Below are 23,899 nucleotides of genomic sequence, written 5' to 3'. Positions count from 1 at the left end.
ACACATTATCAATAATTAGGAAAGGCGATAGAGTTGGCATTCCGTCAACTTTCTCACCAAAATATTTGGAACGGGTTTACATACTGCTGTTATTGTACTTTATCTATCTGAGAAAGGCTATACGGGAATCGAAAGTGTCTAAGTGTCTGTGCAGACTTTTTAGCGGACACAGAGAAATTCAGTCTAGCCAAGTGTGCAAATCCCGTAAGAGAAAAACGCGAAAAGCCAAACTGTGATGTTTGGAAGCCCACGCCATAACTGTAATCAGTTTGGCGTTGGGAGGATGTTACTGCTTTTCCTTAGTCGATCGAGATTGACTGAGGCCCCGTGCTTTTACCGTTGGTGGGTTCGGCTGGGGGAGTAGTGTAGGAAGTTGAACCAGCTTGCTCGTCGATCCAGCTTTTAACGGGATCTTCGTGAAGGTTGAGTCGAAGCAGGCCAGATAAAAATCCGCCCGCGAAGGCGATCGGCTGTTCGATCAATTCTTTCGCCATTGGGATGAGTTCGTCGAGGAACATTCAAGAGTCTCCTTGTGCTGCAGGGGTTCTACCTTAACTGTATCGTTTGTACTGCGATGCTGGCAGCGGGTTACAAAAAACCTTCCAGCGCTGAAGATGCCCGATCGGGCAATTTTTCGGCTAATGACTTACAATGCTAATCACATTGCTGCAAAAATTTTATGTGCCGTTTGCTTGGCTACCTCGGGGAGCCGATTTTACTCGATGCTATTCTGTACAAGCCGGAACATTCCCTAATTGTGCAGAGTTACGAGCCCCGCGAAATGACTTCTGGCGTACTCAATGCTGACGGTTTTGGTCTTGGTTGGTATCACCCGCACTTAGATACTGATCCGTTTACATATAAAAATGTACAGCCAATTTGGAGCGACATTAACCTTCCGAGTATCAGTCGATATGTTGAATCTGGATGCGCGATCGGATACGTTCGCAGTGCAACTTCAGGACAAGCTGTAGATTTGAGCAACTGTCAGCCGTTTCAGAACGATCGCCTGCTGTTCGTACACAACGGCTTTGTGAAGAATTTTCGGCAAACTCTTTACAGACCAATTCGCGCTCGACTCACCGATACCATTTATCAATCCATTAACGGCACTACAGATTCAGAGCATATTTTCGGCTTGTTTGTCAATGAATTGACAGCCGCCAATGTGACTCTAGAAGCTGCTTTGCAAAACACGCTGAAAACTGTGGCAGAGCTAGCAAACTTTCACCAAGTAGAATTTTCAGCTAATATCATTATCAGTGATGGACACCAGCTTGTTGCCTCTCGCTTTGCTTCCCAAAAAACCCCTCCTTCCCTCTATTGGTTGCGGGACGATTTGAATTTCCCGGATTCTGTCATCATTGCTTCTGAACCTTTATTTGCTGGCAATTGGCACGAGTGTCCAGTCCAGAGCATTATCAGTACCGGAGTAGAGCGTGATATCGAAATCTATCCAATCTTGTAGAGAGGCAATTTATCGCGATTTGCAGGAGTGTCGCCGCGGCACTTTCAAGCTATTTACAGACATCGACTACGATACTTTTTGCCGCCAAGCTCATCCTGATTTCAGTCCTGTTGGCTGGCACTTAGGTCATATTGCTTATACTGAAGATTTGTGGCTGTTGCAGCGATGTGCTGGCTTGGAACCTGTCTTGCCTCAGTATCACCAACTGTTTGCTGCTGATATTTTGCCGAAAAAACAACGGGTTTTTCTGCCGACGTTACCTGAAGTTGAATTATATCTGGACGCGGTAAGAAAAAAGGTGTTAGATTATTTGGAAGTAGCGCCGATCGACAAGCAAGAACGTCTCTGGCGGTTTATTATTCAGCACGAAAGCCAGCACTGCGAAACTGTTGCTTTCGTGTTGCAAATGCACAGGAAGAAGGAAGAAGGAAGTTCGGCAACGGATTTAACGGATTTTCGGGACGTAACGGATAGAAGGAATAAGAAAGGGGGAAGATTAATTGCCGATTACCAATTACCAATTACCGATTCCCCGGCGATTGAAATTCCGGGCGGAGAATTTTACATGGGAAGCGATGCTGCTGAGGCTTTGGATAACGAGCGATCGCGCCACCTGTGTTATTTAGAAGAATACTCGATCGATCGCTATCCCGTCACTTGCCGTCAATACCGAGATTTCATGGAATCCGGCGGGTATCAAAACCCTGATTGGTGGTCAGCGGACGGCTGGAAATGGCTGCAAGGCGAAGCCGTCTCTCAACCGCTTTACTGGTCAGAAAATCCAGCTTTCAACAACCATCCAGTTTGCGGTGTCAGTTGGTACGAAGCCGAAGCTTACTGCAACTTTATCGGCAAGCGTTTGCCATCGGAAGCCGAATGGGAAAAAGCTGCGAGTTGGGACGCCACAAATCAAACATATCGCATCTATCCTTGGGGAGAAGAACCGCCAAAGGGCAGCCTGTGCAATCACGGCAATAATATTGCAAATACCTCGCCAGTTGATGCCTTTCCCAAAGGAGCAAGCGCGATCGGCTGCTATGATATGTTGGGGAATGTTTGGGAGTGGACTGCTTCAACCTTTGACGCCTATCCGGGATTTGAAAGTTATCCTTACAGGGGCTATTCTCAAGTTTATTTTGATGGAGAACACCGGGTTTTGAAAGGCGGGAGTTGGGCGACTTTTCCGCAGGCACTGCGATCGACATTTCGGAATTGGTATTATCCGGGCGTGCGGCAAATTATTGCTGGTTTTCGCTGCGCTAAGTAGTTTGATAGGTAATTATAACTACTATCAAATTTGTTCGTATTAAGGAATTTAGTCATCCGACTTTTCCGATGAACAAATTCCTTAACAATTGCATTACAAAGCTTATTTGACGAACATCAGATAAATGACTGGAGAGGAAACTGGGAAAAAAATTGTTTGCGAAATGCCCAACTTTTTTCCATGTAACAAGCTCAAAGAAAACAAGTTTGGTTAAGTATTCAATAATTTTTGTGGATAAATTTTAAGTTTTAATTGTGGATGCGATCGGCATCCGGTGAGAAAATACAGAACCGAGATCGGTATGAAAAATCTGACTTGAGCGCGATATTTGGCAACGCGACTGCGTGCTATACCGATATGTGCATCTAAAAATTACTTTATGAAATCCCCAAGACTGTCCGACACGACAAACTCAGCCTCAACGAAAGAAAACCGACTGCACTTAGAGCGACTGGTGAGCGCTGCGGCACTGACACCCGCAGAAATCAATGCTGGCAGCGATGTAGTTAGCGGGTTGACTCAAACCCCCAAATCCCTGCCTCCCAAGTATTTCTACGACGATCGCGGCTCAAACCTGTTCGAGTTGATTTGCCAGTTGCCGGAATACTACCTGACGCGCACTGAGACGGCTATTTTGCAGCGGTGCGCGGGGGCGATCGCAAATTTAACGGGCCCCTGCGAAATTGTGGAACTCGGCAGCGGCAGTTCCACCAAAACTCGGATTCTCCTTGATGCTTACAGTCAACTGGAATATCCCCTGCACTATTTGCCGATCGACATCAGTCCTAGTATCCTAGAAAGCAGCGCTTGTCAACTGTTGGCAGATTATCCGTCGCTCCAGATTCACGGACTTGTCAGCACTTACGAATTAGCCTTAGCTAAAATTGCACCGTCGCCGTTGCCAACCCGAATGATTTGCTTTCTCGGCAGTACCCTCGGCAATCTCAACGCTCAAGAATGCGATTTGTTTTTCTCGCAAATTGTCGGTGCATTGCAGCCGGGAGAGTATTTTTTGCTGGGAATTGACTTGGACAAATCTAAGGATATTTTAGAGCCTGCATACGATGACAGTCAAGGAGTAACGGCGGCATTTAACTTGAATATGCTGCGGCATTTAAATCGAAAATTTGAGGGAAATTTTGATTTAGCACAGTTCGAGCATTGGGCTTTTTACAATCAAGAGGAATGTCAAATAGAAATGCACTTAAAAAGTAAAAAAGCGCAAACAGTGCAGTTGCGTTCTCTCAATTTAACGGTTGAATTTGCAGCGGGAGAAACTATCCGCAGCGAAATATCTCGCAAGTTTAATCTCCATACTGTAAAGGCAGAACTTTCGCAGCGTGGTTTAATGCCGGTGCAAGTTTGGACAGATCCAAATCAGTGGTTTGGCTTGATGCTTTGTCAGATGTCAGAAGTTAATAAATGAGTTCTTCAGATATTACCTACACTCAGGACACGGCACGGCGCCGTGTCCTCAATTTCTGTGTTGTCGATTGTTCTGAATTCAGCTTATCCTGTTAGCAATTACCAATTACCAATTAACAAATCGGCCGCTGTCCGGGTTTTACGGCGTGAATGTATTCGCTGCCCGATGTCGGCCATCCCCGCTTATAATAAGCTTCCTCCGGTTTCCCCCAGCCCAACTGCAACAAAATTTCTAGAAAATCCAACTTTTCCCACTTCGAGAGACTGGCCCATTCTGTGCGCTGGGCTATAGCCTCTACATCAACCGGCTCGATCGATCGAAAATCCTTCCCGCTGTTAATGCTTAAATACAAATCCATCCCGGCAGTTACCTGCTGCCAGAATTCCAACATAGCAATCTTAGCTGCCTTCAACGTAATCAAATCAACCGGTAGAGCTATTAATTCGTCATCCACTGCCGGATAGCGTAGAGTATTGCCTTTAACCGCCATTTCCCGCCAGACAATCCCAGAAACTTGATGTTCCCGCTGGTATTCGTGTACGGCAGCCTTAAAATTTTGATAAGCAGTGAACTTCTGAACTCCCTCAGATTTGAGAAAACGGTCAATCACGGGGTTGCCTGTAGCAGGAGTTTCAGTCAAGTTGAGGCGCCGCCCATGCAAGCAGGCTTGGCGCTCTTCTTCGAGGATTTTAATGAGTTCCGCCGTGCTGTAGACCTTGGACATCTTTATTGAGGCAAAATCAAGATATTGGCTGATATTCGGCTGGTTTTCTCGACTAATCTTCGGTAAAGATAGTTTTGCTGTTCTGGGCAATATTCAGTTTTGCCGTTATTCTAACTTTTCTTGCTGCTTAATTCTAGTTTGATAGTTTACAGGAGTCGAACCGCGAAATCCCGACAGCCTCTTAAAGAAAGCAGTTAAGAGGGCATCGAATCACGAACTAAAGTGGGAACTGCATCGCAGACGTACCTGGTGGGATTTTTCGCCAAAAACAAAGCCCCCTCCTGAGAGGGGGCAAAACTGATTTAGAGGTTTGGGAGTTTTATTTGATGGGTCGATCGAACAACTGGAAAAAAAAGCAGCATTCGCACCTGCCGTCAACTACCAAAACTCAAATTTTCAGTTTCAAAGCTTAGTAGCGTCGTGAAGAGCGATCGTTGTCGCCCCAGCCACCGCCGCCGCCCGAAGAGCGTTTGTTGTTGTTTTCGCGAGGTTTGGCTTTGTTGACTTTCAAGTCACGGCCCATCCACTCAGCACCGTCTAGAGCTGCGATGGCTGCTGCTTCTTCTGCCTCGCTTGCCATTTCCACAAAAGCAAAACCCCGCATCCTGCCTGTTTCCCGGTCCACTGGCACTTGGACGCGGCTTACAGTACCGTATTCGGCAAATACTTCGTTGAGGTCGTCTGATGTTACCTCATATGAAAGATTACCCACGTAAATCGACATAAAATCTCCAGAATCATTAGGGTGCAGAGACTTAGATTCGGAGAGACGCTTGTAAATAAATACCAACAAACTACGCAACCGAATTTAATTCTTGGAAAACCACTATAACATGAAGCCAGCAGAATCAGCAATTGGCTGTCATAATTTTCAATTTTGGGGGAGATCGGGCAATCGCCAACCGAAAGTATTCCTGATAACTGACATCTTACACTCTGGGCGTCATGCGCTTGGTTTCTTGCTGCGCGATCGACCTGATATCTGAGATTTTTCGTCGCTGTTACCAGGTTGATTGGGTCTGATTGAGAACAGTGCCTGAGATTCACTTATAACTAACATCACGCACTGTTCTCCCTGGGCAAGCATCCTCCCCCTTTCCCCAGAGATAAATGTTTTTAGCCCAGGATTAATCTTCCGAGTCAATCTCCCCTCTTTCATCTCCCGTTTCTCATCGCCTCCAATTTAGCAGCAGAGAATAACGGTTCCCAAATAATTATCAAAAGAGTTATTACCCATATCTACTCGCATTTTTTTATACATATATAGCAATCCTCGCATCATTTGTGAATTTCTTACTCCCTCCCAGATCTCGCGGGGAGGGTTGGGGTGGGGTAAAAATTTTACTACTCCTGCAAGGATTGCTATCTAAGTATAATTATTTCTATAATATTTCCATTTTATTCATTTTTTAAGGCTTTATGTATTTTCTCTATTTGCTCTTTCTCTAAGATGATTCTCGGCTGTCATTTTTACACTAATTGCATGAAGTTTGTTTTCGATTATACCGTATTTAAATGCCTAAAAGCTTATGTCCTGGGAAAGATGCGATCGCACTCCTACCTCCCTAGCATTGTAAAAGTTGAAAGCCCACAGTCCACAAAGATTGTCTGGTACAGAGAAAAGCAAGTCTAGACAAACGAGGGTGAAGCAGTAACAGAGGATTTTAAATGGTTATAAACAGTTCGTTGACCCGGCCCTTGGCTGTCGTGACGGGTGCCTCTAACGGTATCGGCTACGAACTCGCCAAACAGTTCGCTCAAAACGGATTCGATCTCCTAGTCACCGCCACCGGAGCGAGCATCAAAGAAACGGCTCAAGCCTGTGAGGGGCTCGGTGCCAAAGTCGAGACAGTGGAGGCAGACCTCGCTACCTACGACGGTGTTGAGACGCTCTACAACCAGATAAAAGCGACTAATCGGCCAGTGGATGCGATCGCCATTAATGCCGGTGTCGGCGTCGGCGGCGACTTTGCCCGCGAGACAGACTTGAAGGACGAACTAAATCTGATTAACCTCAACGTTGTCTCGTCTGTGCATTTGGCTAAACGAGTAGTTAAGGATATGGTCGATCGCGGCCAGGGACGGATTCTATTCACTTCCTCCATTGCCGCCCTGATGCCCGGCCCGTTCGAGGCAGTCTACGCGGCATCTAAAGCATTTATACACTCCTTCTCAGAAGGGCTGCGTAACGAGTTAAAGGACACAGGCGTCACCGTTACCGCGCTGATGCCAGGGCCGACGGATACCAACTTCTTCCATCGGGCGGGAATGGACGACACGAAGGCGGGCGCAGACAAGAAAGACGACGCGGCAGAAGTTGCCAAGCAGGGCTTCGAGGCGCTGATGGCGGGTAAGGACGACATTATCGCCGGTTCACTCAAGACAAAGATTCTGGCCAGCGCGAGCAAGGTTTTGCCTGATACCGTTAATGCCGAAATGCACCGCCAGCTTACTGAACCGGGATCTGCTAACAAATAATTCGCGCCCGTCTTATCTATTCTTATGTGCAGATTTAAAGGACGTAAACATCGCAGATAATGGCAAGATTGCTGCCGATAAAAGCGTGTTTACTTCTCCGAGTAGTGACGATTTAGCACAGTTTTCTCAGGCGTTCATCGATGGCATTATGCAGCATCGGCATTGGATGCGAACTGAGGAATAAATGGTTCTCGCCTAAGTAATTTAGTGCAGCACATTTATGCAAATTCATCATCTCAATTGTGGCTGTATGTGTCCCATTGGAGGGGCGCTTTTCGATGGCTTCAGTCGGGGTTTGACGGCTCACCTCGTCTGCCACTGTCTGCTCGTTGAAACGAATCAGGGACTGGTTCTGATTGATACCGGTTTCGGATTGCGGGATATCGAGTCGCCTTACTCTCGGCTCAGCCCGTTTTTCGTCCACTTTAATAACATCCAGTTCGATCGCAAGTACACGGCGATCCATCAAATTGAACAGCTCGGATTTTCACCAAGCGATGTGCGCCATATTGTGCTAACCCACCTCGATTTCGATCATGCCGGTGGTCTAGAGGATTTCCCTGAAGCAACGGTACACGTCATGCAGGCTGAAATCGATGCAGCACAGGCTCGGCACGGTTTCATCACAAAAAGGCGCTATCGTCCGGGGCAGTGGGATGAAGTCAAACGCTGGAAATACTATTCGGCGGGTGGGGAACCTTGGTTCGGTTTTGAAGCTGTCCGCGACCTCGACGGGTTGCCTCCGGAAATTTTGCTAATCCCGTTGGTGGGGCACACGCGCGGTCATGCTGGCATTGCCATTGATACACCCGATGGCTGGCTCCTGCACGCAGGCGATGCCTATTTCTACCGACACGAGATGGATACCGCTAACCGGCGCTGCACGCCCGGTCTGCGCGCCTACCAATGGATGATGGAGGTCGATCGCAAGGCTAGGTTGCTCAATCAAGGTCGGCTGCACGCATTATCGGTACAGCATAGTAAAGATGTGCGCGTGTTTTGCAGTCACGATGCTATTGAGTTAAAAGCCTTCGCTGGCGGGCCTAGGAACTCTCAAAACTAGAAATTTCATCATTATTTTTGGTAACCGATTCTGATGGTTCGATCATCGACGATCGGCGTGTCCGAGGCTTTTTTGTCCGCGGCACTCGTCCGATCTTCTACAAAATCTCATGCCAATGGCATCAGTATAAAGAAGGTATTCTATGAAGATCCTTAAACTCCTACTATTTCTTGCAGCCGTCGGTTTTCTCGGCTCTGCTGTTTATGCCCAGTCTCAACCCGCCCAGATCGATCGAACAACGCTGCCCAAAGAGCAAACGGTTGGCGATATTGAACCCGTTGCGGTCTTCAACGGTCCGATGCCTACAGGTGTTACTGTTTCCCAAAGCGGACGCATCTTCGTGAACTTTCCTAAATGGGGCGATCGCGTAGAGTACACTGTTGCTGAAGTCAGAAATGGTCAGACTGTGGCGTATCCTAATCCTGAAATTAATCGCCCGAACCCAAGCGACCCATCAAAGTCCCTGATTTCGGTTCAAAGTGTGGTGGTTGACCCGCGCGATCGCTTGTGGATTTTAGATACTGCTAGCATCAACTTTGGCCCACCACAGCCCGGTGGAGCAAAATTGGTCGGAGTGGATCTGGGGCAAAACCAGATTTTTAAAACCATTGTCTTTCCCCCAAATGTGGCATTGCCAACAACTTACCTGAACGATGTTCGCTTTGATTTGCGGCGAGGTAAGGCTGGAATGGCATTCATTACCGACTCGTCCGACAAAGGACCAAATGGAATTATTGTGGTTGACTTGGACTCCGGCAGAAGTTGGCGGCGGTTGAACGATCATCCTTCCACGAAAGCAGTCCCCAATTTTCTACCCAGTGTGGAAGGGATGCCCATTATGAATCGTGAACCGGGTCAACCGCCCAGTCAGATCAAAATTGGTTCCGACGGGATTGCAATTAGTGCGGATGGAGAGCGACTATTCTACACTCCACTTGCATCACGACGACTCTACAGCGTGGCTGTCGATGCCTTAGTAAACGAGCCGATGTCCGATGGAGAAGTTGCCAGCACAGTGGTAGACCACGGCGAGAAGGGAGGAGCTTCCGATGGCTTGGAGTCGGATGCTCAAAACCGCATTTATCTGACAAACTACGAGCAGAATGCAATTCAGCGCCGTCTGCCGGACGGCTCGATTGAACGGCTGGTGCATGACCCGCGAGTGCTGTGGCCCGACACGCTTTCCGTCGCCTCGAATGGTTACCTTTATTTCACGGCAAATCAACTCCACCGCCAAGCTAGGTATCACAACGGTCAGGATTTGCGACAGAAACCCTACAGCCTGTTTCGAGTTCGGATTAATGCCCAACCTGTAGGACTGCGGTGAACTACCGCGTTCACAGTCACAAAATGCAGTCAAGCGTTTGCATTCCGGGCGATCGCGCGATCGTCTATTCTACGATCGGTGGCGGTCAATGCTAGAAAAGTAGCCTCAAACACACAAAGCGCGCTCGTTCGTTGGAAAGACCCGATCGCAGGCTTCATCATTATTATTTATTGGAGAAGTTTGTGAATCAGAAAATATCCTCTGGAGCCAATATCTCAAAAGTTAGGCTGACGGGAGTAATCCTTACGCTTCACCGTTGCGAGCCGAAAACCTACGTGGTCTGCCCCCTGCGACGGTAATTGCCGCAGACATTGACCCGTTGCGGAGTGAAGGACAATCGGCTACGGGAGGCTGGATCTGCTGTCAAGGCAACCAATTATACCAACGTAACTCATGAGTTCTTTGGCATGGGAGCCGTGGTGGATAAGGCAAAGCAGGCAGTTGGCGAAGCTGCAGCCGGATTGCGATCGGGATTTTGAGAGACGCCAGTAGCTGTCGCGGTTAGGGTGTCAAGAGTAGGGATTTAGTATAGGTCTTAGTAGTTTTTTGAAGGAGACATTTATGGGTATCAGCAGACGCAAGTTGTTAAAAGTAACTTCTGCTTCAGGTTTGGTTGCAGCAGGGCTGGCTGCTTCAGAAGGGTTGTTGAAACCCGTGTTAGCTCAAGATGAACTGACTCAAGTAGAGGTTAAAAATGAAGTAGCCCAAGCTCAAACCCAAAGCGGCGAGATGAGTTACAGGACGCTGGGACGCACAGGAGAGCGAGTGTCTGCAATTGGCTTGGGGGGACACCATATCGGACGCCTTCGAGAGGAGCAAGAAGCTATTAAGCTCATTCGCAGTGCGATCGACCGCGGCATCAATTTCATGGACAATTCTTGGGATTATCACAACGGACGCAGCCACCGCTGGATGGGTGCAGCGCTCAAGGATGGCTACCGGCAAAAGGTGTTTCTGATGACCAAGATTGACGGCCGCACCAAGGGCGCTGCGATGATGCAGATTGATGAGTCACTGAAGGCGTTGCAGACCGATCGTATTGACCTAATGCAGCATCACGAAATTATTCGGATGGAAGACCCCGATCGCATTTTTGCTCCCGGCGGGGCTATGGAGGCCGTAGTAGAAGCGCAGAAGGCGGGCAAGATTCGTTACATCGGCTTTACAGGACACAAAGACCCTTTGGTTCACCTGCGAGTGATGGAAATTGCCGCTCAAAACAATTTCCGTTTTGACGCGGTACAGATGCCACTGAACGTGATGGACGCTCATTTTAGAAGTTTTGAGCAACAAGTTCTGCCGGTGCTGGTGAAGAACCAAATAGGTGTATTGGGGATGAAATCTATGGGCGACCCCTACGTGCTTAGAAGCAATACAGTAAGTCCGATCGAATGTCTCCACTATGCGATGAATCTGCCTACTTCAGTTGTGATTACTGGCATTGATAGTATGCAAATCCTCGATCAAGCCTTTGAGGCCGCTCGCACGTTTAAGCCGATGGATCGAGCACAAGTTACAGCAATGCTTAATCGCACTCGCGAGGCGGCGGCAAAAGGGCAATACGAACTGTATAAAACTACCAACCAATTTGATAGTACCGCCATGAACCCATCGTGGCTAGGATAAGCGCTTTTGTATTATTCCTAAGCAAATCTAGGATGAGGGGAGAGTTATTTCTTTAGATAACCCACCAAAGCTAGAGGAGAGGTTGTCTCCGGCTCTTTTGCGTTGTGGGAATTAGATTTTTTTATGAACCGCAGAGAGCGCAGAGAACGCAGAGGGAGAGAAGACGGAAAGTTTTTAGTTTTAAGTTAAATAGCTCAAACTTTACCCCAGCGCGGTATTACGAGGAACAAAGCAATTCCAAAACTCAAAACTCTTCGTCAATTTCCCCTTACCACTTTCCTGACATCGCGCCCTTGAGTCTCAATTCTTCTCGACTGACTAGAGCTTCGTAGTAATCGGGTTTGATTTCGAGGGCGACTCCGTAAGAGCTAATGGCATCTTGAGTTCGCTGCAATTTTTGCAAAACGTCGCCCCGCTGCGCCCAAGCTTCCCAGTTGTCGGGCTTGAGTTGAATCACTTGGTCAAAAGCGACGAGTGCTTGGGAATAATTCTGCATTTCCCCTAGGATCAGACCTCGCTGTACCCAGCCTTGATAGTTATCCGGCCAGACAGTAATTGCTCGATCGTATGATGCTAGAGCTTGTTCGTACTGCTGCAATTTTGACAAAGCGTTGCCGCGTTTCAACCAAGCTTCAAAATTGTCGGGGACGATTTTAAGTACGCGATTGTAAGCTGCGACGGCTTCTTCGTAACGCTGCAATTTTTCCAGCGCTGCGCCTTGCTGCAACCCTACTTTTGATGTAATTTCTGCTTCTGAAGTCAGAGAGATTACTTTATCAAAACAGGATATCGCTTCTTCGTATTGCTGTAATTTTTCCAGAGCTTCGCCTCGCAAGTTCCAAGCTTCTAGAAAATTACCTTCAATTTGTAGGGCATTGCTGTAAGCGATAATTGCCTCTTTGTAGCGTTCCAATCCTGCCAGGGCGATGCCTCTACCCAGCCAAGCTTCGGGAAAATTCGGATTAATTTGAACGGCTTGGTCAAAAGCAGCGATCGCCCCTTCAAAATCTCTCGATTCTGACAGTGTTTGACCGCGCCCGATCCATGCTTCGGGATAAAAAGAATTAATTTGAATTGCCCGATCGAAACAAGCAATTGCCGCGTCTGCCCACTGGTGTTTGAGGGCCATTCCTTTATAAAACCAAGCTTCGCAGTCGTTGGGCTGCATTTGCAGTACGCGATCGTAAGCTGTCACGGCTTCTGCATATTTGTGCAATTTTGCTGAAGCAATGCCCCGATTGAACCAAGCCAGACTATTTTGTGGTTGCAGTTGAATGGCGCGATCGTATGAAGTTACAGCTTCAGCGTAGCGTTCCGCTTTCATCAAAGCCAAACCTCGGTTCAGCCAAGCTTCCCAATTTGTCGGGACGAGTTTCAGCGCGCGCTCGAAAGCGGCCACGGCTTCAGGATAGCGCTCCGCTTGAACCAACACGTTACCTTGCCGGTACCACATGGCGGGCAAATTTGGATGAAGTTGGGTTGCTTTTTTGTAACAGCTTGCGGCTGCATCCCACTGCTGCAATTCCTCTAAAACTCGGCCTCGCTGATACCAAGCTTCGTGCTTTTCTGAATTGATTTGAATTGCGGTGTCGAAAGCCGCGATCGCTTCTGAGTGATTTTGCAAACTTAACAGCCCTGTGCCGCGCAGCATCCAAGCCCAGTATTCTTCGGGATTAATTGCTGTAGCTCGATCGGCGCAGGCTACGGTTTCTGCGTAGGAATGCAGTTGCTTGTAAGCTTTGCCCAGATTCAGCCACGCCCGGGCCCAGTCCGGCTTAATTTGAACCGCTTTTCCGTAGCAAAGAACTGCCGCTTCGTACCTTCCTGCGGCGTACAATCTATTGCCCCGATCGTAGTCTGGAAATGCTGCAAAAATTCTTAAAATCGGCGGCAGCAGAGCTGGTTGGGGGTTTGAGGAGTTTTCTGTAGCCGAAGTCGAGAGGTCTGGCATACGCCTTTCACATAAAAATTTAGTGGGATAACAAGCTTGCGGTCTTATATATTAACTTATGCTTTTCTTAATATCGCTGCTGTTTTGAAACAAATTTAGCATATCAGGCTTGGTGCGACAAATCCTTTTTACTTAATTCGAGTATGTATAAAATTATGCACCCTTCCCACTTTCGGTACACCCCTGTAAGATACGGTAAGTCGATTTTCGATTTTCGATTTTCGATTTTCGATTGACCGAAAGCATCGAGGACACAAGCACATATGCCCTAATTCAGGTTTAAAACCAAATTTAAGATGCTAGAGTTGCACACGCTTTTAGATTTCACTGACTGCGATTGGGAGTCGATCGACTCGCACCCGAATTATTGGTACGAAGGCCGTTGTCCTCAAAGCGGCGAGCTGCTGAGACTGCCCCGCACTCGAATGTCCGAGGATCTCGCCCGCGGTTTGATGCAGTACCTTGCGGCTGACGGTGCCTACGATCGCGAAGGGAAGATGTACGGCATATTACTGGTGGAGATGCCTTCGGGGGAACAGCGGATACTCAAAGCATTTTCCGGGCTGCTGAACGGTTGCAGCATTGTTGAGGGCTGGGTGCCACCGATTCCGGGACGAGATCGAGTTGCTTTTGAGGAAGCCCGCACGTTAACTCAATTGGAGGCGATGAAACAGGAACTTATTGCACTGAATCAACTCCCGCAGCGACAAGAGTATGCAGCCTTATGTCGGGAGTTTGAAGTGCAATTGCAAGTTTTGAGCGATCGCCACCGCAATTGCAAGCTGCAGCGAGATGAAAAACGCCAGTTACTGTGTCAAACTCTCGCAGCAGAAGCACTAGAAGTTGCCCTGGAACAACTGAATCAAGAAAGCCGTTTGAAGAAAATGGAACGCAGGCAATTAAAACGGCAGCGGGATGAAACATTGCAGCCGCTAAAACAATTAATTGAAGCTGCAGATGGGCGGATGCGGGCGCTGAAACAGCAGCGAAAAGAACTTTCCCGCGAACTTCAGACGCAGATGCACGCGGCTTACACTCTGGTGAATTTTTTGGGAAAATCGATCTCGCTCTCTTCATTGATGCCAACTAATTCTATTCCCACTGGCACCGGCGACTGCTGCGCGCCAAAATTGCTCCACTACGCGGCAGTAAACAATCTGAAACCGCTGGCAATGGCTGAGTTTTGGTGGGGGCAGCCATCGGGCGATAAGATACAGGGAGAATTTTATGGTGCTTGTAGCGATCGGTGTCAGCCGTTGATGGGTTTTTTGCTGTCAGGATTGGCTCAAAATCCGACTGTTTCTAATATGGATGAGGGTTTGACGGGCGGGCTAGAAACCCACGGCACAAGGAATAATTTTTCTTGTGGAACGGGCATCTTGCCCGTTACGGAAATGCTACCGATTATTTATGAAGACAAATGGTTGATTGCGGTTAATAAACCCTCTGGCTTGCTGTCAGTTCCCGGTCGTTATCTGGAAAATCAAGATAGTGTTTTTAGTCGTTTGCGTAACTTATTACCGGATAGTTTTGATTTGAATGCGGTGCATCGTTTAGATTGGGAAACATCGGGTATTTTGCTATTGGCGCGGGACAAAGAAACCAGCAGTCAACTCAGGCAGCAATTTGAAACAAAGCAGGTTCACAAAGTTTATGAAGCGCTGCTTTCGGGTACTGTAAAAATTGATGCGGGGACGATCGATCTCCCACTTTGGGGCGATCCAGAAAATTGCCCTTACCAGCAAGTCAATTGGGAGTGCGGAAAGCCCAGTGTTACTCGCTTTCAGGTAATGGCGACAGAGGGAAATTGCGATCGCGTCGAGTTTTTGCCGCTGACGGGACGCACTCATCAATTGAGGGTTCATGCAGCGGATGTTCGAGGGTTAGGAATACCGATTTTGGGCGATCGGCTTTATGGATGTCGGGCTGCTGCAAAGCGGCTACACTTGCACGCGCGGGAACTTTCGTTTGAGCATCCGCAGTTGGGAGAAAGGTTATACTTAAAGGCAGAAACACCATTTTGAGCTAAGGGCGATCGGGCAACGAAGGATAGTTGAGCAGTAGGAATTACAGATAGAGGCAGGCCATATTTATTGTTGAGTAATCGGAGCAACAAATGGGGGGACTTCAGCTTAACTTGTCACCCATGAGTAGAGCAGGGAACGAGCTACTTATTACTGATTACTTCTTACTTTTTTTATATCGCATTACCCGGAAATCTCTGCTTCAAAACAGGCATTACCGGACAAGGTTTTTGCTCCTGCAAATTCTCCGGTTTGTTCCAAGTAAAAGGCCCTTTTTTCTCCGCCGCCATCCACAGCAAGCTTTTTGCTCGCGTCATCGCCACATACAGCAGTCGAAACTCTTCTGCTGTTTTCAAATAACCTGCTTGTTCCCAGGCTTCGCCTAGATTTGGTAAAGGATATTTTTCGTGCAAACTTGCTCGAATTTGTGCTCTCGCTACCTCTGCTAAAGTGAAATCTCCTAAAAATCGGGTTTGCGGCAAAACTCGCAAATTTCCGGGGATGGTTTGTTCGTGCAGAAACGGCAAAAATACGCAATCCCAATCCAATCCTTTGGCTTTGTGCATGGTAATAATTGTTAGTTGACCTTTGCTGGTATAGCGTTCTTCTATTTTGTCGTCTGCATCCACAGGTTCAAATCTTTCGGAACTGACAATTTCGCTCAGTACGTCCAAAATATTACGCATTGAATTGTTGCCGGCTGTTTGGATTGCCACTCGTTCTGCTAATTTGTCGGCCGTGGCTAATTCTGTTTGGTCGTATTGCAGCGCTAAGGCTAAGAAGGAAATGATTTGGTATGGTGGCAATTCTAAGCTAGCTTGCAGCAAACCGCAGCAAAAATAGCGGCATTTGCGAACGGGATCTGACTGCTGCGGGTCTAGGGGGCCTGGGTAAAGAAATTGCTCGGGGCTAGTCGCAAAAGCATTGTAGTCTTGTTTGGGGATCAGTTGCCGATCGCTCAAAATCTTTAATGCTGCTTTCAGGTAGTCTGGAGAGTGCGGGCGATCGAGGAATTGCAGCAGTGTTAAAATTTCCCAAGGTACTTGAGAATGTCTGTCCCGCTCTCCCACATCCTCAATTTTAATCCCGTATTTCCGCAAATCAAAGCTTAATCCGTGTTTTTGAGGATTTTCCAGCACTTCTTTGATAAACTTACCCTGTTTGTTTTCCCGCACCAAAATAGCCATTGATTTCAGATTTTCTAACGGCAATTTGGCACTATTTTCCCCCTCCCTCGCTTCCCCGCCTGAATCGATAGCTTTTTCATTACTTGCGAATTCAAAATCGGTGGGTAAAAATTCCTCTACTAACTCAATTACCCGCTTGCCAATTAACTCAATTGTATGGTAAATATCGCGGGGAGTATGCAATTCTAAGCCGCGACCAATGGGAGCCTGATTTGCATTCTGCTGCGGGTCATGGCTGGGTACTGGCTTAATAGTTTGGTCGCGAAAAGGCTGTTCTGTTCCCGCTAATTTCGAGCTATTTACCCATTGCAACATAAAGTTAGCCGCATCGATAATCACCTGGGTGCTGCGGCCTGCGCCGTCCATTGTCGCTAACTTATTCTCTACTTCGCACCGATCGCAAAATTGGTTAAAATAAATCGGGTCTGCGGGAGTGAAAGTAGAATTAATAGCTTGATTTGGGTCGCCAACTCTGATAAAATTGGGAGGTAAAGTAGGATGATCGGGATCGATCGCCAATGTTTCCAAAAGCCGAGTCTGCAAAGGTGTCGAATCCTGCGCTTCGTCCTCGAAAACAGCAAATACTTGCTTTTGCTCGATCGCCCTCGCCCTCGGATTTTCCAACACCCGCAAAGCGGCTAAAATCATCTCGTCGTAATCGATGAATTCCCGACTCCTCAACAAAGCCTGATATTTTTGATATAAACCCCCAGCTACTGCTAAAATCTCATAACCGTCCCCTGTATCAAGAGCGTTCATTTCTAACAACTGTTCGGGAAATAAACCAGAAGATTTCGCCTCGTGAATCACAGTTTTAGCTACCTGCGGCAAAATTTCTGTCCGCAAAACCGATTGTCGCCGCAGCCTCTCCGTTTCCTCTCCGTCGAATTGCTGTCCTTCCAGCAAAACTTGATATCGGCGGGGATTTTCGGCAATCCAAAGTTCTACACAGGTGCGAATTAATCGGTGACTTTGAGTTGGAGTAACTAAAGTTGAATTTTCTAAATTTAAACCCGACAAATCGGGATGGCGCATCGCAATATTCAAAGCTAAACCGTGCAAAGTGTGCACGGCAAAACCGCCTTGAGATAAAGACAATTCTGCCAATCTTTCCCGAATTTTAGCTTTAATATTAGCAGCAGCCGATCGCGTAAATGTCACGACAATTAACTGGCGGCGGCTGTGAAGCTGGTTGCGGGCGATCGCAATTGCCGACGCAGCAGCCATTCCCGTAGACTTCCCGGCCCCCGGAACCGCCGAAACAGCAAGGGGGCCGCCTTGCCAATCCGCCATGTCCTGCTGCCCCGCACGCAAGCTTTCGCGAATTTTAAGGCAAGCTTGTTCTCGCAAAACTCCGGCAAACCCTGATTCGGAAAGCGTTGAGGCTACATCCGGGCGATCGATCTGGGTTGTCGATCGCATAAAATCAGTATCAAATTCATCTGTCATGCGATTTTAGATTGTAGATTTTAGATTAGAAAAATATTTGTGGGGTTCAGCATTTTCAAACGGTATCAGAAACCGACTTGCTTTAGTTGCGATCGCCTCTGCGCAGAACCCAAACCGTCATGGCGCCAACATCGATCGGCCTACATCTGCGGTTAAAAATCCCCAAGTATTCAACCTCTACCGTTTCCATTTCGGTATCGGCTAAACTAACACTATCTATTGAAGCTTAAATTGAAACCAGCATAAAATTCAATACCCAAGCCTTTTTTATAGGAATCACCCAAATGGAAACTCACCTCAAAACCAATTCGCCCCCGCCCAAGCCAAACCCAAACCCAGCTAACAAAAGCACAACTCGTTTTGCTGTGGCGTTATTCTTAACTTTATCTTCAACCATTGCTTTGCCTAGCTGCGGATCTCCACTGCCCAACGCTACAGGCGGCGAAGCTTCATCTAGCATCCGTGAAAACCAAGTTCCCACATCGGCTCCACCACCACCAGCCGCACCCGAGCCAGCAGCCCAAAGGCTAAAAGCTTCTGGTTCATCAAAAAAAGCAGCAGAAACGACCGCAACCCGTCCCCAACTGATTAAAAAAGCCGAACTCAGTGTAGTTGTCAAATCTATTGACGCCAGCACTAAATCTGTTACCAATATTGTCGAAAAACAGCAAGGCGATATCTTGGGTTTTCAAAATCAAAAACCCCCGGATTCCAGTGTCCGCCAAACGGCGTCTGTGGAGATTCGCGTGCCTCAAGAACGTTTAGAAACGACTTTAGAGGCTTTGGCAAAACTCGGAACTGTAGAGAACCGTTCTCTGATGGCTGAGGATGTTACCGATCAATTAGTTGACAGCGAGGCTAGGCTGCGGAACCTCCGCAAATCCGAGGAAATGGTGTTAAAAATTATGGAGCGATCGGGCTCTGTCGGCGACGTGCTCAAAGCTGCTCAGGAGTTGAGCAATATTCGGGAGTCGATCGAACGCATTGACGCTCAGTTAAAAAGTTTGCGAAATCAAGTAGCCTATTCTACTATTAGCTTAACTCTAGAAGCAGCAGTATCGGCTCAACAAACTCAGGAACCCTCTCTAGGTTTGCGGGTGCAGGAAACTTGGGGGAAAGCGACTCATTCGGTTGGTGAATTGACGCTCGGTTTGTTTGCTTTGGGTATTTGGCTGTTGGCTTACAGTCCTTATTTTCTGTTAATTGCGGCGGCGGTTTACGGCTTTAATCGATTTAAGAAACAGCATTCTGATCCGACAACTCCAGAACCGAAACCGCCTCAGTAGTCATTAGTCATTAGTCAGCAGTCATTCCACATAAAATTTATGTATTGTGGAACGGCCGGAGAACCCGTTCTTAAAACCAACGACAACTGACCAGTGACCACTGACTAATCATCAATTTGCCATCCATCTTTGGTATAGTCTTCATCCACAATCTTTTTGGGACGCATCACCAGAACAACTCGCCCCAAAATAGGAAGATCCGGGGATTGTTCAAACCAGTACAATTCTAAATTGCCAGCGCTATCGGCGAGGAAATAACTGTCAGCATCCCACTGTCTTTGGGCTCGATCGGCAATAATCAAAACTTCTTCAACTTTGCCTTGTAGCGGTACCGGCAATTTATCACTCATTCCCAAAACCGCCACCGGATCTTCAGCGTTCAAAATTACCTGCCATCCGGGAATCGCCACCCAAGCTCCGGCTCCGGAAAATTTTACCATTCGGAACGGCTCGATTTCCTCCGGCAAAGGCACTGCCACCAAATCTGTAGTAGAAAGCGGCAATTTGCCCACAACCGGGACAACGCGCGGCAATTGTTCTTCGGTATCGAGCCGGTAGACGGGCAATCGGGGCGCTTCCCGTCTCGGAACTACGGTAAAATCGACGAGCAATTGCTCTATTTGCGCCCTAGCGGTTTGGCTGCTAGCTAATTTTAAACCGCGAGCAATTAAGCGCGATCGCTCTTGCAAATCGCTTTTCTGTCTCGCCAATTGCCAGCATTGGTAAGCCATAGCATCGCCGGGGGTGTCTGTGAACCCTTGGGGGAGACTCCCAAAGTGCGAAAACTCCTTGATGGCTTTAGCAACTTGGCGAGCATCGTCAACATCCAAATTGTGGGTTAGCATCAAAGCAGCCGCCCCGGCCCGCTCTACTTGAGAGAGAATCCGAAACTCGTATAAGATATCGCTACCTTTGCCCAAAAAGTGCGATCGAACTTCGTCTGAAGCCCCAGCATTTACCATGCTGGTGTAGACTTGGGCTGCGACGCTCACTTGATTTTGCTGAATTGGCTCAAAACCTGTTTCTTCAAAAATCCTTTGAGAGTTGTAGCCAGCTTTTAGCAGTGCAGTGCAGGCCTGTCCCCACTCTACCCAAGTGCCTTCTTTTCGGCGGAGCGATCGAATTAACTTTTCGGCATCCACAGCAGTTGTGGAGGATGCAGATGCAGGAGGGGATGAATCTTGCGGTGTATCAGTCATAATTGAATCAAAAACTAGCGCTAAGTTATGTGTGATTGGATACCGGCAAGGCTCGTGTCGCGGCAGAGCGATAGATTAATAGTAAGTGAGTTATGAGACTATTGTTACAGAATAGTTGCTCGCCTAAATTTACAAAGGGGAGTTTATCGTATTGTTATGGATAATGCCATTTCAGAGCTCGATCAAATTAAACGCCAGCTCATGACCCTACACAGACCGAAAAAGCCCAAAATGCTGGTAGTAGACGACGAACCAGACAATCTGGATTTACTCTACCGCACTTTCCGACGAGATTTTAACGTGCTCAAAGCTGAGAGCGGAATTCGCGCCTTGGAAGTCCTCGGCATTGAAGGCGAGGTCGCCGTCATCATTTCCGACCAGCGGATGCCCGAAATGAAGGGGACGGAGTTTTTGAGCAAAACCGTGCCCCAGTTTCCGAATACGGTCAGAATTATCTTGACTGGTTTTACGGACATTGAAGACTTGGTGGATGCGATTAACTCAGGACAGGTTTACAAGTATATCACCAAGCCTTGGGACCCAAACGAACTGAAAATGGTGGTGCAAAAGGCTGCCGAGACTTATGAAATTCTCAAGCAGCGGACTGAGGAATTGGATCGCGCCCAAAATCAAATACAACTGTTAGCAACAATCATGCAAACGGCTGTGGATTATCCGAGTTTGGAAGCAAGTTTAGAGCCAATTGCTACTGCTATAAGTGATAATTTTTTGGCGGACTATTGCATTTTACAACTGGTGGAAGAAAATGTTTTAATACCACTCCAAGGCACTCATACCACGGGTTCCACTGTGGAAAATTGGCTGGCAGATGACCCTCTGGTTCGAGAAGCAATTAGCTCTCAAACTATTCAGGGTGCTGTGAATATTGGGCTCGACACCGCCCTAGCTAGTCTGCCACACTATCAGAACTCCGGCATTCAAGCTCACCTGAGCATCCCGGTGATTCACAAAGGTCGATCGATCGCCCTGATTTCCATGCAGTGGAAACAACCTTGTTCCCTGCGCCCCGACGAACTCACAACAGTTCACCTCGCCGCTCAAGAAGTTGCTTTGGTATTGACGAGTTTTCAGGGTCATTAGTCATCAGTCATGAGTCATCAGTCATCAGTCATTAGTCCTTAGTCGGCTCTAAGTCTTGAGTTTAAAATGATAGCAAACCAATGATTCTCGACAAAAGCTCACCGCTCGCTAACAAAGAAAAAAGCATTAATGACTGACGACAGCATGACATGAAAGCACGGATCAATTATTTTTTCGGCTGATAAATTACCAATTATCAATCACCCATGAAAAATGAGAAATGACTAATAACGCCGAACAAATTAAAACTATATTTAATCGAATAGCACCAGTTTACAATCAATTGAACGACTGGTTGAGCTTTGGGCAACACCGGATTTGGAAGCAAATGGCGGTGAAATGGAGCAGTGCCGGCCCCGGAAATACTTGTTTAGACTTGTGCTGCGGCAGCGGGGATCTAGCTTTGCTGCTGGCTAAACAAGCAGGGCCCACCGGTTGCGTATTTGGAGTAGATTTTTCCGCCGAACAATTGGCCGTAGCTGCCAGGCGCGATCGACCTTTTCTCACCCCTATAAGTCCCATTTCCTGGGTAGAAGCTGACGCCCTAGACTTGCCTTTTGCTGACAATTACTTCGACTGCGCCACAATGGGTTACGGCCTGCGTAACGTGACTGACATCCCCCGCAGTCTTCAGGAATTGCACCGCGTACTCAAACCCGGTGCCAAAGCAGCTATTCTCGACCTCCACCGCCCCAGCAATTCCCTAATGCGGAGCTTTCAGCAGTTTTATTTAGACAGTCTCGTAGTGCCCATTGCTCAGCAATTTGGTATGACTCAAGAATATGCTTACATTAATCCTAGTTTAGAAAAATTCCCGATCGGTCAGGAGCAAGTCGCGATCGCCCGCCAAGCCGGATTTGCCTCCGCCACCCACTACCCCATTGCCGGAGCTATGATGGGAGTATTGGTACTGGGCAAAGCAATTTAAAATTAAAAATGCTTGCAGTCTAGATCGGCTATCTAACTATAGGGTGCACCGATCCCTGTGCACCTTACTCTATTTTTAATCATTTATGAATCCGTCTGAAATTTGGCTGTTGTTGGCCCCACCTGTAGTGGGAGGAATTATTGGCTATTTCACTAACGATATAGCTATCAAAATGCTGTTCCGCCCCTATCGAGCTATTTACATCAAAGGGCGGCAGTTGCCTTTCACTCCCGGTTTGATCCCCCGCAACCAAGAGCGTTTAGCAAAGCGAATTTCCGACACAATTATGGGTTCCCTGCTGACGCCGGAGGAACTGCAAAACTTGGCGCGCCGCCTCCTGCAAACCGAGCGGATGCAGTCGATAATTCTCTGGCTGTTGCAGTTGGCGCTGGATCAGGTAAAAGCCGACGCCGAGCAAAAAACCGCTAAAATTCTCGCAAACATTCTGCGAGATTTGCTGGGGGAATCTATGCCGCGAATTCTCAAAGTTTTGGCGCGCCGGGAAGATTTTTTAGAAGCTCAGCTTAATCAAATTTTCGATCAAGTTTTGCTGGAGATTCAGCTAACGGAAGCTCAGGCGGCTCAGCTTGCTGAGTGGTTGTTGCAGGTAGTAATACCGCCGGAAGTGCTGCGGCAGGCTTTAATTGACTTTTTGACGGATCGCAATATTTCGATCATCGATGAAGGGTTTCGAGAAAAAACCAGCGGCACTTATTGGGTAGTAGCAAATTTGTTTGGTTTGCGGAACACTTTAACTCGGCTGCGGACTTTTTGTCTTGATGACAGAGAAGCGACCAATCAGCGCTTAGCAGAGTTAACTATTTCTTTGGGGATTCGCGGGCGAATTCAGGAATGGCTGCAAAATTTGTCGATGCAAAATTTACCGGTTTCGACTGTGAGACAGTTGCGAAAAACTATGCGCGACAGCGTTCGCAGTTACGTTCAACAGCGCGGTACAGACGTACTTGAGGGGTTGAGCAAATCTATTGATTGGGAAAATATTTCGCGGTTGCTTCTCAATCGATTGCAAACTTCAGCGGTGATGAGCGCTTCCCTGGAAATTGTTAGCAAAGAACTGGCTTTGGTTTTAGAGCGCTATTTAGAGCGGGATTTAGAAAATATTGTAGCTCAGGCTATCCCGATTTTGAATATAGACCAGGTGATTGTCGATCGAGTAAAAGGTACTTCTCCTGAAGAGTTGGAGTTAGCTATTCAAGGCATTGTCCAAAGCGAGTTGCAGGGAATTGTAAATTTAGGAGGAATTTTGGGTGTTTTTGTCGGCTGTTTGCAGACAGTTGTGGTTTGGATTCAACGGTGATTTATTTCGGCAGTTGTGAGATATTTGTTGTAGTCTAATATTCGCTCTCTCTGGCGCACCCAGTACCAAAAACCAGG

The 23,899-nt window shown here is 47.6% G+C and carries 20 protein-coding genes; 13 read left to right on the top strand and 7 right to left on the bottom strand.

The annotated features are described in order from the left end of the window. Nucleotides 1-299: 299 nt before the first annotated feature. Nucleotides 300-518, bottom strand: coding sequence for a hypothetical protein (locus QUA23_RS14595; protein WP_190736419.1), 219 nt, complete (start codon nt 516-518; stop codon nt 300-302). A 161-nt stretch (nt 519-679) separates the two neighbouring features. Here QUA23_RS14595 and egtC point away from each other — a divergent pair, with 161 nt between their 5' ends. From egtC to egtD, 3 genes are all read left to right on the top strand, one after another. Further along, nucleotides 680-1,468, top strand: a complete 789-nt coding sequence (gene egtC / locus QUA23_RS14590; protein ID WP_333077108.1) for an ergothioneine biosynthesis protein EgtC — start codon at nt 680-682, stop codon at nt 1,466-1,468. After that, entirely contained in the window at nt 1,440-2,735 is a 1,296-nt protein-coding gene (egtB, locus tag QUA23_RS14585) for an ergothioneine biosynthesis protein EgtB (protein ID WP_333077109.1), read from the top strand. The genes egtC and egtB overlap by 29 nt, the downstream gene beginning before the upstream one ends. 379 nt (nt 2,736-3,114) lie before the next feature. After that, nucleotides 3,115-4,161, top strand: coding sequence for an L-histidine N(alpha)-methyltransferase (gene egtD / locus QUA23_RS14580; RefSeq protein ID WP_333077111.1), 1,047 nt, complete (start codon nt 3,115-3,117; stop codon nt 4,159-4,161). Nucleotides 4,162-4,273: 112 nt separating this feature from the next. Here egtD and QUA23_RS14575 read toward each other — a convergent pair whose 3' ends face one another. Together QUA23_RS14575 and QUA23_RS14570 are read right to left on the bottom strand one after the other, a co-directional pair. Continuing rightward, complete coding sequence (locus QUA23_RS14575) at nt 4,274-4,885, bottom strand: hypothetical protein (RefSeq protein ID WP_172191765.1); 612 nt, start codon at nt 4,883-4,885, stop codon at nt 4,274-4,276. 409 nt (nt 4,886-5,294) lie between these two features. Further along, nucleotides 5,295-5,609 (bottom strand): RNA-binding protein, encoded by a 315-nt coding sequence (locus QUA23_RS14570; protein WP_333077113.1) that lies wholly within the window; start codon nt 5,607-5,609, stop codon nt 5,295-5,297. A gap of 944 nt (nt 5,610-6,553) precedes the next feature. Here QUA23_RS14570 and QUA23_RS14565 point away from each other — a divergent pair. Further along, nucleotides 6,554-7,363 (top strand): SDR family NAD(P)-dependent oxidoreductase, encoded by an 810-nt coding sequence (locus tag QUA23_RS14565; protein WP_333077114.1) that lies wholly within the window; start codon nt 6,554-6,556, stop codon nt 7,361-7,363. 112 nt (nt 7,364-7,475) lie between these two features. Here the strand turns inward: QUA23_RS14565 and QUA23_RS14560 are convergent, their stop codons facing one another. Further along, nucleotides 7,476-7,829 carry a hypothetical protein gene (locus tag QUA23_RS14560; protein ID WP_333077153.1) on the bottom strand — a complete coding sequence of 118 codons (354 nt, stop codon included), beginning with the start codon at nt 7,827-7,829 and terminating at the stop codon, nt 7,476-7,478. Here QUA23_RS14560 and QUA23_RS14555 point away from each other — a divergent pair. The 4 genes from QUA23_RS14555 (at nt 7,710) to QUA23_RS14540 (ending at nt 11,379) form a co-directional block, all read left to right on the top strand. Next, nucleotides 7,710-8,426, top strand: coding sequence for an MBL fold metallo-hydrolase (locus QUA23_RS14555; RefSeq protein WP_333110412.1), 717 nt, complete (start codon nt 7,710-7,712; stop codon nt 8,424-8,426). The two genes, QUA23_RS14560 and QUA23_RS14555, sit on opposite strands and share 120 nt — an antisense overlap. 142 nt (nt 8,427-8,568) lie before the next feature. Continuing rightward, entirely contained in the window at nt 8,569-9,753 is a 1,185-nt protein-coding gene (locus tag QUA23_RS14550; protein WP_333077115.1) for an L-dopachrome tautomerase-related protein, read from the top strand. Nucleotides 9,754-10,079: 326 nt separating this feature from the next. After that, nucleotides 10,080-10,232 carry a hypothetical protein gene (locus tag QUA23_RS14545; RefSeq protein ID WP_333077117.1) on the top strand — a complete coding sequence of 51 codons (153 nt, stop codon included), beginning with the start codon at nt 10,080-10,082 and terminating at the stop codon, nt 10,230-10,232. 82 nt (nt 10,233-10,314) lie between these two features. Next, complete coding sequence (locus QUA23_RS14540) at nt 10,315-11,379, top strand: aldo/keto reductase (RefSeq protein WP_333077118.1); 1,065 nt, start codon at nt 10,315-10,317, stop codon at nt 11,377-11,379. Nucleotides 11,380-11,647: 268 nt separating this feature from the next. Here QUA23_RS14540 and QUA23_RS14535 read toward each other — a convergent pair whose 3' ends face one another. Then, on the bottom strand, nt 11,648-13,330 hold the full coding sequence (locus QUA23_RS14535; protein ID WP_333077119.1) for a tetratricopeptide repeat protein: 1,683 nt from the start codon (nt 13,328-13,330) through the stop codon (nt 11,648-11,650). Between the two features lie 296 nt (nt 13,331-13,626). Here QUA23_RS14535 and QUA23_RS14530 point away from each other — a divergent pair, with 296 nt between their 5' ends. Continuing rightward, the gene (locus QUA23_RS14530) at nt 13,627-15,354 is read left to right on the top strand and encodes a pseudouridine synthase (protein ID WP_333077120.1); all 1,728 of its coding nucleotides are present in this window, start codon (nt 13,627-13,629) and stop codon (nt 15,352-15,354) included. Nucleotides 15,355-15,527: 173 nt separating this feature from the next. Here the strand turns inward: QUA23_RS14530 and QUA23_RS14525 are convergent, their stop codons facing one another. Continuing rightward, complete coding sequence (locus tag QUA23_RS14525) at nt 15,528-17,990, bottom strand: ATP-dependent helicase (RefSeq protein ID WP_333077121.1); 2,463 nt, start codon at nt 17,988-17,990, stop codon at nt 15,528-15,530. A 284-nt stretch (nt 17,991-18,274) separates the two neighbouring features. Between QUA23_RS14525 and QUA23_RS14520 the strand changes: the two genes are divergently transcribed. Further along, on the top strand, nt 18,275-19,276 hold the full coding sequence (locus tag QUA23_RS14520) for a DUF4349 domain-containing protein (RefSeq protein WP_333077122.1): 1,002 nt from the start codon (nt 18,275-18,277) through the stop codon (nt 19,274-19,276). A gap of 104 nt (nt 19,277-19,380) precedes the next feature. Here the strand turns inward: QUA23_RS14520 and QUA23_RS14515 are convergent, their stop codons facing one another. Then, nucleotides 19,381-20,475, bottom strand: a complete 1,095-nt coding sequence (locus QUA23_RS14515; RefSeq protein ID WP_333077123.1) for a RuBisCO accumulation factor 1 — start codon at nt 20,473-20,475, stop codon at nt 19,381-19,383. A 156-nt stretch (nt 20,476-20,631) separates the two neighbouring features. On the opposite strand from QUA23_RS14515, the gene QUA23_RS14510 reads away from it, so the two are divergent. From QUA23_RS14510 to QUA23_RS14500, 3 genes are all read left to right on the top strand, one after another. Next, entirely contained in the window at nt 20,632-21,576 is a 945-nt protein-coding gene (locus QUA23_RS14510) for a response regulator (protein WP_333077125.1), read from the top strand. A gap of 220 nt (nt 21,577-21,796) precedes the next feature. Then, nucleotides 21,797-22,504, top strand: coding sequence for a bifunctional demethylmenaquinone methyltransferase/2-methoxy-6-polyprenyl-1,4-benzoquinol methylase UbiE (gene ubiE / locus QUA23_RS14505; protein ID WP_333077126.1), 708 nt, complete (start codon nt 21,797-21,799; stop codon nt 22,502-22,504). Between the two features lie 85 nt (nt 22,505-22,589). Further along, nucleotides 22,590-23,822 carry a DUF445 family protein gene (locus QUA23_RS14500; RefSeq protein ID WP_333077127.1) on the top strand — a complete coding sequence of 411 codons (1,233 nt, stop codon included), beginning with the start codon at nt 22,590-22,592 and terminating at the stop codon, nt 23,820-23,822. The last annotated feature ends 77 nt before the right edge of the window (nt 23,823-23,899 follow it).

Source organism: Microcoleus sp. Pol1C5 (assembly GCF_036701115.1).
Taxonomy (GTDB): Bacteria; Cyanobacteriota; Cyanobacteriia; order Cyanobacteriales; family Microcoleaceae; genus Microcoleus.
The sequence above is the reverse complement of the archived record's forward strand: the minus strand, read 5'-3'. Positions and strand labels throughout refer to the sequence as shown.